This is a genomic window from Pseudomonas sp. LY-1, assembly GCF_053502595.1.
On the sequence record NZ_CP094353.1, the window covers coordinates 994,079 to 1,009,196 of the forward strand.

The 15,118-nt window shown below is 57.3% G+C and carries 7 protein-coding genes, 2 tRNA genes and 3 rRNA genes; 10 read left to right on the forward strand and 2 right to left on the reverse strand.

Annotated features, from left to right (window positions below):
• Positions 1–50 precede the first annotated feature (50 nt).
• Together MOQ67_RS04375 and MOQ67_RS04380 are read right to left on the reverse strand one after the other, a co-directional pair.
• On the reverse strand, positions 51–1,442 hold the full coding sequence (locus MOQ67_RS04375) for a uracil-xanthine permease family protein (RefSeq protein WP_017849628.1): 1,392 nt from the start codon (positions 1,440–1,442) through the stop codon (positions 51–53).
• A gap of 88 nt (positions 1,443–1,530) precedes the next feature.
• A complete protein-coding gene (locus MOQ67_RS04380) occupies positions 1,531–2,451 on the reverse strand; it encodes a LysR family transcriptional regulator (RefSeq protein WP_017849627.1) in 921 nt (306 codons plus the stop codon).
• 125 nt (positions 2,452–2,576) lie between these two features.
• On the opposite strand from MOQ67_RS04380, the gene MOQ67_RS04385 reads away from it, so the two are divergent.
• The 10 genes from MOQ67_RS04385 (at position 2,577) to MOQ67_RS04430 (ending at position 15,026) form a co-directional block, all read left to right on the forward strand.
• Positions 2,577–3,926 (forward strand): aspartate aminotransferase family protein, encoded by a 1,350-nt coding sequence (locus MOQ67_RS04385; protein WP_017849626.1) that lies wholly within the window; start codon positions 2,577–2,579, stop codon positions 3,924–3,926.
• A 39-nt stretch (positions 3,927–3,965) separates the two neighbouring features.
• Complete coding sequence (locus MOQ67_RS04390; protein ID WP_017849625.1) at positions 3,966–5,459, forward strand: CoA-acylating methylmalonate-semialdehyde dehydrogenase; 1,494 nt, start codon at positions 3,966–3,968, stop codon at positions 5,457–5,459.
• Positions 5,460–6,082: 623 nt separating this feature from the next.
• Positions 6,083–7,619: ribosomal RNA gene (locus MOQ67_RS04395) — 16S ribosomal RNA — on the forward strand.
• Between the two features lie 82 nt (positions 7,620–7,701).
• Positions 7,702–7,778 (forward strand) — tRNA-Ile (locus MOQ67_RS04400).
• A 27-nt stretch (positions 7,779–7,805) separates the two neighbouring features.
• Positions 7,806–7,881: transfer RNA gene (locus MOQ67_RS04405), tRNA-Ala, on the forward strand.
• Positions 7,882–8,128: 247 nt separating this feature from the next.
• Positions 8,129–11,020, forward strand: a 23S ribosomal RNA gene (locus MOQ67_RS04410).
• Positions 11,021–11,176: 156 nt separating this feature from the next.
• Positions 11,177–11,292: ribosomal RNA gene (gene rrf, locus MOQ67_RS04415) — 5S ribosomal RNA — on the forward strand.
• Together the 16S, 23S and 5S rRNA genes with 2 tRNA genes alongside form the textbook arrangement of a ribosomal RNA operon.
• 168 nt (positions 11,293–11,460) lie before the next feature.
• Positions 11,461–12,120, forward strand: a complete 660-nt coding sequence (locus tag MOQ67_RS04420; RefSeq protein ID WP_046384830.1) for a paraquat-inducible protein A — start codon at positions 11,461–11,463, stop codon at positions 12,118–12,120.
• Positions 12,107–12,730, forward strand: coding sequence for a paraquat-inducible protein A (locus MOQ67_RS04425; protein WP_046384829.1), 624 nt, complete (start codon positions 12,107–12,109; stop codon positions 12,728–12,730). Before MOQ67_RS04420 ends, MOQ67_RS04425 begins: the two co-directional genes overlap by 14 nt.
• The gene (locus MOQ67_RS04430) at positions 12,723–15,026 is read left to right on the forward strand and encodes a PqiB family protein (RefSeq protein WP_046487496.1); all 2,304 of its coding nucleotides are present in this window, start codon (positions 12,723–12,725) and stop codon (positions 15,024–15,026) included. Before MOQ67_RS04425 ends, MOQ67_RS04430 begins: the two co-directional genes overlap by 8 nt.
• Positions 15,027–15,118 lie beyond the last annotated feature (92 nt).

The window sequence follows — 15,118 nt, forward strand, 5'->3', positions numbered from 1 at the left end:
ACAGATAACCCACCCTCAAGCCTCAGACAAGTCCTGATGCAATAAAACCCTCAAAGCGGTTCCAGCGTATCGCCATGTGGCGCGCTGTTTGCTGCGGGGCTCGCTTTGGCTTCCGGCAGTAACAGGCACAATGCGATGGCGGTCAGCCCGCCGCTGGTGATGGCCGAGTCGAACAGGTTTTGCACCAGCGTCGGCATCAAGTGCAGCAGGTTCGGTTGGGCGGCAATGCCCAGGCCGACGCCGAACGAGGTGGCGATGATCAGCATGCTGCGTCGGTCCAGCGGCGCCTGGGCGAGAATACGCACGCCGGCCGCCGCCACGCTGCCGAACATCACCAGGGTCGCGCCGCCCAATACCGGTTTGGGGATTTGCTGCAGCACCGCGCCGATCGATGGAAACAAGCCGAGGCAAAACAGCACCACGCCGATGTACAGGCCGACATAGCGGCTGGCCACACCGGTGAGTTGGATCACGCCATTGTTCTGGGCGAACGTGGTGTTGGGGAACGCGCTGAAGGTGGCGGCGATCATGCAGCTCACCCCGTCGCCGAGTACGCCGCCCTTGAGCCGGTTTATATAAGACGGGCCGCTGATGGGCTGGCGGGCGATCATGCAGTTGGCGGTGAGGTCACCCACGGTTTCGATGCTGCTGATCAGATAAATCAGCGCGATGGGTAGGAAGGCGCTCCAGTCGAAGTTGAAACCATAACGAAACGGCATCGGCAGGCTGATCAACGGCAGGTCGGGCAGGGCCTGGGGCACCAGTTTGCCGCTGAACCAGGCCGCGAGGCTGCCGAGGGCCAGGCCGATGATGATCGCCGAGAGGCGTACCCAGGGTGTGTTCGAGCGGTTGAGCAGGATGATCGTCAACACCACGAACAGGCCCAGTGCCAGGTTGATGGGCGCGCCGAAATCGGCGGCATTGAACCCGCCGCCGAGGTCGGTGATACCCACTTTGATCAGGCTGATGCCGATCAGGGTAATCACGATCCCGGTGACCAGCGGCGTGATCACCCGGCGCAGTTGCCCGATAAAACGGCTCAGCACGATTTGTACGGCGGCACCGAAAAAGCACACGCCGAAGATCATTGCCAGGATGTCTTCCGGGCTGCCGCCGCGTTGCTTGACCAGGAAGCCCGCCGACAGCACGGCGCCGAGAAACGCAAAGCTGGTGCCCTGCAGGCAGATCATGCCGGCGCCGATGCCAAACGGCCTACGCGCCTGGATGAAGGTGCCGACACCGGACACCATCAGCGCCATGCTGATCAGGTACGGCAGGTGAGCCGCCAGGCCCAGGGTCGAGCCGATGATCAGCGGGGGCGTGATGATGCCGACGAAGGCGGCCAATACATGTTGCAGGGCGGCCAGTAGGGCGGGCAGGGGTTTTGGGCGGTCGTTGAGGCCGTAGATCAGGTCGCTGGGGCTGGACGTTTCTGGTGGCATGGCGGGCAAACTCGAGTCGGACGGTTCTAGGTCCTTGTGCTCTTGCAAAAAGCTGTCCACTTGCTCAGCTTTTTGTGCGAGGCCCGAATTAGCGGGTTGCCGCCAGGCTGTCGAGGAAACTTTCCAGCACCAAATGAGGGCGCCGCCCCTTGCGCGTGACCGATGCCAGGCTTAAATCGTAAAAACGTGTAGCCGGTTTCAGCGCGCGTAGTCGGCCTTGTTGCACCCACAGGCTGGCGTAGTGATCGGGCAGGTAGCCGATGTAGCGGCCGGTGAGGATCAGGAACGCCATGCCTTCGCGGTCCGAAGCGCTGGCGGTGCAGTTGAGGGCCTGGTAGTGGGCCTGGATCTCGGCGGGCAGGCGGAAGGTGGGGGCGATCGCATCCTGGTCGTCGATGCGTCCATCCTCCAACTGCTTGTCGTCGGCATAGAACAGCGGGTGGCCGACGGCGCAGTAGAGCAGCGAGCGTTCGCTGTACAGCGCCTGGTATTCCAGGCCGGACAGCGCGCTGGCCTGGGGCACCACGCCGACATGCAGGCGGCCGTCGAGCACGCCTTGTTCCACTTCATTGGGGGCAATCATGCGGATCTGGATCTGCACGTCCGGGCCGCGTTCCTTCAATTGCGCCAGGGCATGGGTGATACGCATGTGGGGCAGGGTGACGAGGTTGTCGGTGAGGCCGATGATCAGTTCGCCGCGCAAATGCTGATGCAGGCCGTTGACCTCGGTGCGAAAGCTTTCCAGGGCGCTCAAGAGTTGCAGTGCCGACTGATAGACCTCGCGGCCTTCCTCGGTCAGCGAGAATCCGGCACGCCCGCGCTGGCACAGGCGCAATCCCAGGCGTTGCTCCAGATCGCTCATTTGCTGGCTGATGGCCGAGCGGCCGATGCCGAGCACGGTCTCCGCCGCCGAGAAGCCGCCACACTCCACCACACTGCGAAAGATGCGCAACAGGCGAATATCGAAGTCGCTGACTTGGGCCAGGGGGTCGGGTCGACGGATGCTCATAGTTTAGTCAGGGCCTGACTGAAGGTTAGAAGAGTTGGATTTCACAGACTTTATCCTCGTGGCAATTTAGCTGCAAGAACGCTTTTCAATCCCGGCGCTGCTTTTTGCCTTGCGAGGTTTTGCTGATGAACATGTCCGAAAACGCCCCTTCGTCCCTGGCCAGCCAACTGAAGTTGGACGCTCACTGGATGCCTTACACCGCCAACCGTAACTTCCAGCGTGACCCGCGCCTGATCGTGGCCGCCGAAGGCAGCTGGTTGACCGATGACAAGGGCCGCAAAGTCTACGATTCGTTGTCGGGGCTGTGGACCTGCGGCGCCGGGCACACCCGCAAGGAAATCCAGGAAGCGGTCGCCAAGCAACTGGGCACGCTGGACTACTCGCCGGGCTTCCAATACGGTCATCCGCTGTCGTTTCAACTGGCGGAAAAAATCACCGACCTGACCCCGGGTAACCTCAATCATGTGTTCTTCACCGACTCCGGTTCCGAGTGCGCCGATACGGCGGTGAAGATGGTGCGTGCGTACTGGCGCCTAAAAGGCCAGTCTACCAAGACCAAGATGATCGGCCGCGCCCGTGGTTATCACGGGGTGAACATCGCCGGCACCAGCCTGGGTGGCGTCAACGGCAACCGTAAGATGTTTGGTCAGGCGATGATGGACGTTGACCATCTGCCTCACACCTTGCTGGCGAGCAATGCATTCTCGCGCGGCATGCCGGAGCAGGGCGGTATTGCCCTGGCCGATGAACTGCTCAAGTTAATCGAGTTGCACGACGCGTCGAACATCGCTGCCGTTTTTGTCGAGCCGATGGCCGGCTCCGCTGGCGTGTTGGTGCCGCCACAGGGTTATCTCAAGCGTCTGCGTGAAATCTGCGACCAGCACAACATCCTGTTGGTGTTCGACGAAGTGATCACCGGTTTCGGCCGTACCGGCTCGATGTTCGGCGCCGACAGCTTCGGCGTGACCCCGGACCTGATGTGCATCGCCAAGCAAGTCACCAACGGTGCGATCCCGATGGGCGCGGTGATTGCCAGCAGCGAGATCTATCAGACCTTCATGAACCAGGCGACGCCGGAATACGCGGTGGAATTCCCCCACGGCTACACCTACTCGGCACACCCGGTAGCCTGCGCGGCTGGCCTGGCGGCATTGGACCTGCTGCAGAAGGAAAACCTGGTGCAGAGCGTCGCCGAAGTCGCTCCGCACTTTGAGAATGCGCTGCATGGTTTGAAGGGCAGCAAGAACGTGATCGACATCCGCAACTACGGTCTGGCCGGCGCGATCCAGATTGCCCCGCGTGACGGTGATGCCATCGTGCGTCCGTTCGAGGCTGGCATGGCCTTGTGGAAAGCCGGTTTCTACGTGCGTTTTGGCGGCGACACCCTGCAGTTCGGGCCAACCTTCAACAGCAAGCCGCAGGACCTGGATCGCCTGTTCGATGCCGTCGGCGAAGTGCTGAACAAGATCGACTGATTTCTCCTTCTATATAGAACAACTTTTCAGGAGCCCTGCATGAGCCTTATCCAGCATTTGATCGACGGCCAGTTGGTCAGCGAATCCGGTCGCACCGCCGATGTGTACAACCCGTCCACCGGCCAGGTGATTCACCAGGTGCCGCTGGCCAGTCGCGAAACCATCCAGCGCGCGATCGACTCGGCCAAGGCCGCATTCCCGGCCTGGCGTAATACGCCCGCGGCCAGGCGTGCCCAGGTGATGTACCGTTTCAAGCAGTTGCTGGAGCAGAACGAAGCGCGCATCTCGCAGTTGATCAGCGAGGAGCACGGCAAGACCCTGGAAGACGCGGCGGGGGAATTGAAGCGTGGCATCGAGAACGTGGAGTACGCGTGCTCGGCGCCGGAAATTCTCAAGGGCGAGTACAGCCGCAATGTGGGGCCGAACATCGATGCCTGGTCGGATTTCCAGCCGTTGGGCGTAGTGGCCGGGATTACCCCGTTCAACTTCCCGGCGATGGTGCCGTTGTGGATGTACCCGCTGGCGATCGTCTGCGGCAACTGCTTTATCCTCAAACCGTCGGAGCGTGATCCGAGTTCGACGCTGCTGATCGCGCAATTGCTGCAGGAGGCCGGCCTGCCTAAGGGCGTGCTGAGCGTGGTGCATGGCGACAAGGGCGCGGTGGATGCGCTGATCGAGGCGCCGGAGGTCAAGGCCTTGAGCTTTGTGGGCTCGACGCCGATTGCCGAGTACATCTACGCCGAAGCGACCAAGCGCGGCAAACGCGTGCAAGCGCTGGGCGGCGCGAAGAACCATGCGGTGCTGATGCCGGATGCCGATCTGGATAATGCGGTCAGTGCCTTGATGGGCGCGGCCTATGGTTCCTGCGGTGAGCGTTGCATGGCGATCTCGGTGGCGGTGTGTGTGGGTGACCAGGTGGCGGATGCATTGATCGCCAAGTTGGTGCCGCAGGTCAAGGCGCTGAAGATTGGCGCGGGCACCTCGTGCGGCCTGGATATGGGGCCGCTGGTCACCGGCCAGGCGCGGGATAAGGTCAGCGGCTATATAGAAGACGGTGTGGCGGCGGGCGCTGAGCTGGTGGTCGATGGTCGTGGCTTGAGCGTTGCCGGGCATGAACAGGGGTTCTTCCTCGGCGGCAGTTTGTTTGACCGCGTGACGCCGCAGATGCGTATCTATAAAGAAGAGATCTTCGGGCCGGTGTTGTGCGTGGTGCGGGTCAATAGCCTGGAAGCGGCGATGCAACTGATCAACGATCACGAGTATGGCAACGGCACGTGCATCTTCACCCGTGACGGTGAAGCGGCGCGTCTGTTCTGTGACGAGATTGAAGTGGGCATGGTCGGCGTGAACGTTCCACTGCCGGTGCCGGTGGCCTACCACAGCTTTGGCGGCTGGAAGCGCTCGTTGTTTGGCGACTTGCATGCTTACGGGCCGGATGGGGTGCGTTTCTATACCCGGCGCAAGGCTATTACCCAGCGCTGGCCGCAGCGGGCCAGTCATGAAGCGTCACAGTTTGCCTTCCCTAGCTTGTAAGACGCGTTGAAAGCCGGCCCTAAGGGGCCGGCTTTCGCGTTTTTGCGGCCTTTTTGACCGATATGACAGAATTGTGAAGAAAGGTGTTGACGGCAAATCCTGGACGTCTATAATTCGCCCCACTTCCGGCGCAGTCGAAACGGAAAACTCATTGGTAAACAAAGAGTTACGCAAGATTCGACAGCGACCTGCTTCAGTTCATCGAAGCCTGGAAGGAGTTGGTAGAGCAGGGTTGTTTGGCTCTATTAACGTTTCGGTCTTCTCGGTCGAAAGCGGAGAAAAAGAGGTGTTGACAGCAGCGTGTAACGCTGTAGAATTCGCCTCCCGCTAACGAGAGATCGGAAGCGCAAGTGGTTGAAGTTACAAAGGAAACTTTGAAAACTTCTGAAAATAATCACTTGACAGCAAATGAGGCTGCTGTAGAATGCGCGCCTCGGTTGAGACGAAAGATCTTAACCAACCGCTCTTTAACAACTGAATCAAGCAATTCGTGTGGGTGCTTGTGGAGTCAGACTGATAGTCAACAAGATTATCAGCATCACAAGTTACTCCGCGAGAAATCAAAGATGTAACCAACGATTGCTGAGCCAAGTTTAGGGTTTCTTAAAAACCCAAAGATGTTTGAACTGAAGAGTTTGATCATGGCTCAGATTGAACGCTGGCGGCAGGCCTAACACATGCAAGTCGAGCGGTAGAGAGAAGCTTGCTTCTCTTGAGAGCGGCGGACGGGTGAGTAATGCCTAGGAATCTGCCTGGTAGTGGGGGATAACGTTCGGAAACGGACGCTAATACCGCATACGTCCTACGGGAGAAAGCAGGGGACCTTCGGGCCTTGCGCTATCAGATGAGCCTAGGTCGGATTAGCTAGTTGGTGAGGTAATGGCTCACCAAGGCGACGATCCGTAACTGGTCTGAGAGGATGATCAGTCACACTGGAACTGAGACACGGTCCAGACTCCTACGGGAGGCAGCAGTGGGGAATATTGGACAATGGGCGAAAGCCTGATCCAGCCATGCCGCGTGTGTGAAGAAGGTCTTCGGATTGTAAAGCACTTTAAGTTGGGAGGAAGGGCAGTTACCTAATACGTGATTGTTTTGACGTTACCGACAGAATAAGCACCGGCTAACTCTGTGCCAGCAGCCGCGGTAATACAGAGGGTGCAAGCGTTAATCGGAATTACTGGGCGTAAAGCGCGCGTAGGTGGTTAGTTAAGTTGGATGTGAAATCCCCGGGCTCAACCTGGGAACTGCATTCAAAACTGACTGACTAGAGTATGGTAGAGGGTGGTGGAATTTCCTGTGTAGCGGTGAAATGCGTAGATATAGGAAGGAACACCAGTGGCGAAGGCGACCACCTGGACTGATACTGACACTGAGGTGCGAAAGCGTGGGGAGCAAACAGGATTAGATACCCTGGTAGTCCACGCCGTAAACGATGTCAACTAGCCGTTGGGAGCCTTGAGCTCTTAGTGGCGCAGCTAACGCATTAAGTTGACCGCCTGGGGAGTACGGCCGCAAGGTTAAAACTCAAATGAATTGACGGGGGCCCGCACAAGCGGTGGAGCATGTGGTTTAATTCGAAGCAACGCGAAGAACCTTACCAGGCCTTGACATCCAATGAACTTTCTAGAGATAGATTGGTGCCTTCGGGAACATTGAGACAGGTGCTGCATGGCTGTCGTCAGCTCGTGTCGTGAGATGTTGGGTTAAGTCCCGTAACGAGCGCAACCCTTGTCCTTAGTTACCAGCACGTAATGGTGGGCACTCTAAGGAGACTGCCGGTGACAAACCGGAGGAAGGTGGGGATGACGTCAAGTCATCATGGCCCTTACGGCCTGGGCTACACACGTGCTACAATGGTCGGTACAGAGGGTTGCCAAGCCGCGAGGTGGAGCTAATCCCAGAAAACCGATCGTAGTCCGGATCGCAGTCTGCAACTCGACTGCGTGAAGTCGGAATCGCTAGTAATCGCGAATCAGAATGTCGCGGTGAATACGTTCCCGGGCCTTGTACACACCGCCCGTCACACCATGGGAGTGGGTTGCACCAGAAGTAGCTAGTCTAACCTTCGGGGGGACGGTTACCACGGTGTGATTCATGACTGGGGTGAAGTCGTAACAAGGTAGCCGTAGGGGAACCTGCGGCTGGATCACCTCCTTAATCGACGACATCAGCTGCTCCATAAGTTCCCACACGAATTGCTTGATTCATTGAAGAAGACGATAAGAAGCAGCCCGAAATTGGGTCTGTAGCTCAGTTGGTTAGAGCGCACCCCTGATAAGGGTGAGGTCGGCAGTTCGAATCTGCCCAGACCCACCAATTTTGTGTGGGAACCTGTAGAAATACGGGGCCATAGCTCAGCTGGGAGAGCGCCTGCCTTGCACGCAGGAGGTCAACGGTTCGATCCCGTTTGGCTCCACCACTACTGCTTCTAGAAGTTAAAAGCTTAGAAATGAGCATTCCATCGTGATGATGGTGAATGTTGATTTCTAGTCTTTGATTAGATCGTTCTTTAAAAATTTGGGTATGTGATAGAAAGATAGACTGAACGTTACTTTCACTGGTAACGGATCAGGCTAAGGTAAAATTTGTGAGTTCTCTTAATTGAGAAATTCGAATTTTCGGCGAATGTCGTCTTCACAGTATAACCAGATTGCTTGGGGTTATATGGTCAAGTGAAGAAGCGCATACGGTGGATGCCTTGGCAGTCAGAGGCGATGAAAGACGTGGTAGCCTGCGAAAAGCTTCGGGGAGTCGGCAAACAGACTTTGATCCGGAGATGTCTGAATGGGGGAACCCAGCCATCATAAGATGGTTACCTTACACTGAATACATAGGTGTAAGGGGCGAACCAGGGGAACTGAAACATCTAAGTACCCTGAGGAAAAGAAATCAACCGAGATTCCCTTAGTAGTGGCGAGCGAACGGGGACTAGCCCTTAAGTGGCTTTGAGATTAGCGGAACGCTCTGGAAAGTGCGGCCATAGTGGGTGATAGCCCTGTACGCGAAAATCTCTTAGTCATGAAATCGAGTAGGACGGAGCACGAGAAACTTTGTCTGAATATGGGGGGACCATCCTCCAAGGCTAAATACTACTGACTGACCGATAGTGAACTAGTACCGTGAGGGAAAGGCGAAAAGAACCCCGGAGAGGGGAGTGAAATAGATCCTGAAACCGTATGCGTACAAGCAGTGGGAGCCTACTTTGTTAGGTGACTGCGTACCTTTTGTATAATGGGTCAGCGACTTATTTTCAGTGGCGAGCTTAACCGAATAGGGGAGGCGTAGCGAAAGCGAGTCTTAATAGGGCGTCTAGTCGCTGGGAATAGACCCGAAACCGGGCGATCTATCCATGGGCAGGTTGAAGGTTGGGTAACACTAACTGGAGGACCGAACCGACTACCGTTGAAAAGTTAGCGGATGACCTGTGGATCGGAGTGAAAGGCTAATCAAGCTCGGAGATAGCTGGTTCTCCTCGAAAGCTATTTAGGTAGCGCCTCATGTATCACTGTAGGGGGTAGAGCACTGTTTCGGCTAGGGGGTCATCCCGACTTACCAAACCGATGCAAACTCCGAATACCTACAAGTGCCGAGCATGGGAGACACACGGCGGGTGCTAACGTCCGTCGTGAAAAGGGAAACAACCCAGACCGTCAGCTAAGGTCCCAAAGTTATGGTTAAGTGGGAAACGATGTGGGAAGGCTTAGACAGCTAGGAGGTTGGCTTAGAAGCAGCCACCCTTTAAAGAAAGCGTAATAGCTCACTAGTCGAGTCGGCCTGCGCGGAAGATGTAACGGGGCTCAAACCATACACCGAAGCTACGGGTATCACGTAAGTGATGCGGTAGAGGAGCGTTCTGTAAGCCTGTGAAGGTGAGTTGAGAAGCTTGCTGGAGGTATCAGAAGTGCGAATGCTGACATGAGTAACGATAATGGGTGTGAAAAACACCCACGCCGAAAGACCAAGGTTTCCTGCGCAACGTTAATCGACGCAGGGTTAGTCGGTCCCTAAGGCGAGGCTGAAAAGCGTAGTCGATGGAAAACAGGTTAATATTCCTGTACTTCTGGTTATTGCGATGGAGGGACGGAGAAGGCTAGGCCAGCTTGGCGTTGGTTGTCCAAGTTTAAGGTGGTAGGCTGGAATCTTAGGTAAATCCGGGATTCTAAGGCCGAGAGCTGATGACGAGTTATCTTTTAGATGACGAAGTGGTTGATGCCATGCTTCCAAGAAAAGCTTCTAAGCTTCAGGTAACCAGGAACCGTACCCCAAACCGACACAGGTGGTTGGGTAGAGAATACCAAGGCGCTTGAGAGAACTCGGGTGAAGGAACTAGGCAAAATGGCACCGTAACTTCGGGAGAAGGTGCGCCGGTGAGGGTGAAGGACTTGCTCCGTAAGCTCATGCCGGTCGAAGATACCAGGCCGCTGCGACTGTTTATTAAAAACACAGCACTCTGCAAACACGAAAGTGGACGTATAGGGTGTGACGCCTGCCCGGTGCCGGAAGGTTAATTGATGGGGTTAGCTAACGCGAAGCTCTTGATCGAAGCCCCGGTAAACGGCGGCCGTAACTATAACGGTCCTAAGGTAGCGAAATTCCTTGTCGGGTAAGTTCCGACCTGCACGAATGGCGTAACGATGGCGGCGCTGTCTCCACCCGAGACTCAGTGAAATTGAAATCGCTGTGAAGATGCAGTGTATCCGCGGCTAGACGGAAAGACCCCGTGAACCTTTACTATAGCTTTGCACTGGACTTTGAATTTGCTTGTGTAGGATAGGTGGGAGGCTTTGAAGCGTGGACGCCAGTTCGCGTGGAGCCAACCTTGAAATACCACCCTGGCAACTTTGAGGTTCTAACTCAGGTCCGTTATCCGGATCGAGGACAGTGTATGGTGGGTAGTTTGACTGGGGCGGTCTCCTCCTAAAGAGTAACGGAGGAGTACGAAGGTGCGCTCAGACCGGTCGGAAATCGGTCGTAGAGTATAAAGGCAAAAGCGCGCTTGACTGCGAGACAGACACGTCGAGCAGGTACGAAAGTAGGTCTTAGTGATCCGGTGGTTCTGTATGGAAGGGCCATCGCTCAACGGATAAAAGGTACTCCGGGGATAACAGGCTGATACCGCCCAAGAGTTCATATCGACGGCGGTGTTTGGCACCTCGATGTCGGCTCATCACATCCTGGGGCTGAAGCCGGTCCCAAGGGTATGGCTGTTCGCCATTTAAAGTGGTACGCGAGCTGGGTTTAGAACGTCGTGAGACAGTTCGGTCCCTATCTGCCGTGGACGTTTGAGATTTGAGAGGGGCTGCTCCTAGTACGAGAGGACCGGAGTGGACGAACCTCTGGTGTTCCGGTTGTCACGCCAGTGGCATTGCCGGGTAGCTATGTTCGGAATAGATAACCGCTGAAAGCATCTAAGCGGGAAACTAGCCTCAAGATGAGATCTCACTGGGACCTTGAGTCCCCTGAAGGGCCGTCGAAGACTACGACGTTGATAGGTTGGGTGTGTAAGCGCTGTGAGGCGTTGAGCTAACCAATACTAATTGCCCGTGAGGCTTGACCATATAACACCCAAGCAATTTGCGAACTCGAAAGAGACCAGATTGCGGTGTGTGAAGACGAAACGAACCGAAAGTTCGACTCTTACAAAACACCGAAAGCTATCACATACCCAATTTGCTGAAGCGAGGCCAGCTGGCCACGACTCAGTACCCGAATTTCTTGACGACCATAGAGCATTGGAACCACCTGATCCCATCCCGAACTCAGCAGTGAAACGATGCATCGCCGATGGTAGTGTGGGGTTTCCCCATGTGAGAGTAGGTCATCGTCAAGATTAAATTCCAGAACCCCTGTTTGCTTACGCAGACAGGGGTTTTGTTTTGGGCGGTCGGAAAGGCTCAAGTGGCTCGCCCCCCTCGGTACTCGACAAAATTGCGCAGTTATTTCTGAACCAGACCACTAGAATAGGTACCTAACCTTTTTTAGCGTCCGAGCCCTATCTATGCCCGATCCGGTTGATGCCCCCAAGGTGTCGGATTTACCCCTGGACGACCTGGTGGCATGCCATGAGTGCGATTTATTGATGCGCAAACCTGTGCTCGCCCTCGGCGAAAAAGCCCAGTGCCCGCGCTGCGGTTACGAGCTGTACGCGCATCGCCACAACGTCGTCGAACGAAGCCTCGCCTTAGTCTTGGCAGCGCTATTGCTGTACATCCCCGCGAACTTTTTGCCCATCATGCAGCTCAATCTACTCGGGCAGTCCTCGGAGGACACCGTGTGGACCGGCGTCGTCGGCCTGTTCGACACCGGCATGCACGGCGTCGCTGCCGTCGTGTTCCTGTGCAGCATGGGTATTCCCCTGCTCAAGTTGCTCTGCCAATTGGCGGTGTTGCTCAGCATCCGCTGGAACATCGGTCGCAGTTACGGGCTGCTGCTCTACCGCATTTACCATCACCTGAGAGATTGGGGGATGTTGGAGGTGTACCTGATGGGCGTCCTGGTGGCGATCGTAAAGCTCGCCGACATGGCCTCCATCACGATTGGCCTGGGTCTGGTCTGCTTCGTCAGCCTATTAATGGTTCAGGTTCTGCTTGAGGTGGTGATGTCGCCCCACCAGATCTGGCAAGCACTGTCAGGAGAGGATGATCATGCGGGCGATTGATGCAGGCATTCTGATTTGTACCGAATGCCACGAATTGAACAAGCAAGAACCGGACACCGATGAGCAAACCTGCACCCGTTGCGGTGCGCTGGTCCATGCCCGTCGCCCCAACAGCCTGACGCGCACCTGGGCCTTGCTGATCACCGCTGCGATTCTCTATATCCCGGCCAACCTGTTACCGATTATGACCGTCAATTCCCTCGGCCAGGGCGATCCCAGTACCATCATGTCCGGCGTGATCCAACTGGTGCAGCACGGCATGTTCCCCATCGCCGCCGTGGTGTTCATCGCCAGCATCCTGGTGCCGACGTTCAAGCTCGTAGGTATTGGTCTGCTACTGTTCTCGGTGCAGCGTCACCAACCGCTGTCGGCGCAACAACGGATTATCATGTACCGCTTTATCGAATTCATCGGCCGCTGGTCCATGCTGGATATCTTCGTGATCGCCATCCTGGTGGCGGTTGTAAACTTTGGACGGCTTGCCAGTGTCGAGGCCAACCTCGGCGCGGCGGCGTTCGCCAGTGTGGTGATCTTGACGATGCTTGCCGCAGTAACTTTTGATCCCCGACTGATTTGGGATAACACGGAGTCGGACGACGACCATGAGTGATTTGCCTAAAGCTAAAACCCGCCCGGCTTCCAACTGGTCGGCTATTTGGGTACTGCCCCTGATCGCCCTGATCATCGGCGGTTGGTTGGGCTGGCGTGCCTACTCTCAGCAAGGCATCGAGATCCAGGTACGCTTTGAAAGCGGCGAAGGCATCCAGGTCAACAAGACCGAAGTAGTCTACAAAGGCATGCCCGTGGGCAAGGTCAAGACCCTGGCCCTGGACGACGAAGGTAACAATCGCGGGGTGATTGCCACCATCGAGATGAACAAGGACGTCGAGCAATACCTCAAGACCAATACGCGCTTCTGGCTGGTCAAACCCAGCGTCAGCCTCGCCGGCATCACCGGCCTGGAGACCCTTGTGTCAGGGAACTACATTGCCGCCAGCCCCGGCGACGGTGAGCCCACGCGCAAATTCAAGGCGCTGTCCGAAGAACCGCCCTTGTCCGACGCCAAGCCAGGCCTGCACCTGACCATCAAGGCCGACCGCCTTGGCTCGCTCAACCGCGGCAGCCCAGTGTTCTACAAGCAGATCCAGGTCGGCCAGGTCAAAAGCTACCTGTTGTCCGAGGACCAGAGCACCGTCGAGATCAAGGTCTACATCGAACCGACCTACGCCAGCCTGGTGCGCAAACACACGCGTTTCTGGAACGCCAGCGGCATCAGCATCGACGCCAACCTCTCCGGTGTGAAGGTGCGCAGCGAATCGCTCTCCAGCATCGTCGCCGGCGGTATCGCCTTCGCCACCCCGGAGAATCGCAAGGACAGCCCGCCGACCGACCCGAGCCTGCCCTTTCGCCTGTATGAAGACTTCGACGCCGCCGCCGCCGGCATCAAGGTCAAGGTCAAACTCACCGATTTCGAAGGCCTGCAGGCCGGGCGCACCCCAGTGATGTACAAAGGCATCCAGGTCGGCAGCCTGAAAACCCTGAAGATCGACCCGGACCTGTCCAGCGCCAACGCCGAACTGACCCTCGACCCATTGGCCGAAGACTACCTGGTACAGGACACCCAGTTCTGGGTGGTCAAGCCGTCGATTTCCCTGGCCGGTATCACTGGGCTCGAGGCGTTGGTCAAAGGTAACTACATCGCGATTCGTCCCGGTGACAAAGGCACTCCACCTCAACGGGAATACGTGGCTCGCGCCAAGGCGCCGCCCTTGGACCTGCGTTCCCCTGGCCTGCACATGGTGCTGTTCACCGACAGCCTCGGCTCGCTGGATGTCGGCAGCCCGATCCTCTACAAGCAGGTCAAGGTCGGCTCGGTGCAGAGCTACCAGTTCTCGCGCAAAAACAAACAACTGGTGATCGGCGTCCATATCGAGAAGGAGTACGCCAACCTGGTCAATGGTTCGACGCGTTTCTGGAACGCCAGCGGCGTGACCCTGACCGGCGGCCTCACCGGCGGTATCCAGGTGAAAAGCGAATCCCTGGCCAGCCTGATGTCCGGCGGTATCGCCTTTGAAACGCCGGAACCGAACGTGCCGCTGAAAAAACGTATCCCACGTTTCCGCCTGTTCGCCGATCGTGAAACGGCCAATCAGAGTGGCACCCTGGTGACCATCAAAGTCGACCGCGCCGACGGCCTGCGCCCCGGCACCCCGGTGCGTTTCAAAGGCCTGGACGTCGGTAAGATCGAGAGCGTCGACCTCAGCGCCGATCTGCAATCGGTGCTGCTCGGTGCGCGCATCACCCAGGTCGTGGATCGCATCGCACGCGTCGGCAGCCAGTTCTGGGTGGTCAAGCCGGAACTGGGCCTGATGAAAACCTCGAACCTGGAAACCCTGGTCACCGGCCAATACATCGAAGTGCTGCCCGCGCTGAAAAACGCCGGGCCGCAGAAGAGCTTCGTCGCGTTGGACCAGCCACCCGAAGCCGTCCATCAGGAGGCTGGCCTGAGCCTGGTACTGAGTGCCGCACGCCGTGGTTCGCTCAAAGAAGGCGTGCCCGTCACTTACCGCGAAGTCACTGTGGGCAAAGTCACCGGCTACGAATTGGGCCAGACCGCCGACCGCGTGCTGATCCACATCCTGATCGAGCCCAAGTACGCGGCGTTGGTGCGCAGCGGCAGCCGCTTCTGGAACAGCAGCGGCTTCGGTCTCGACTTCGGCCTGTTCAAAGGCGCGACGGTACGCACCGAATCCCTGGAAACCCTGGTTGCCGGCGGCATCGCCTTCGCCACGCCCGATGGCGAACGCATGGGCAGCGCCGCGCGGCCGCAGCAAACCTTCCCGCTGTTCGACAAGTTTGAGGATGAGTGGCTGACCTGGGCGCCTAAGATTCCGCTGGGCAAGTAGGCCGAGGCGCGGCTATCGCGGGCAAGCCCCCTCCCACAGATGAGCGCATTCCTACAGGATAAACGCGGTCACTTGTGGGAGGGGGCTTGCCC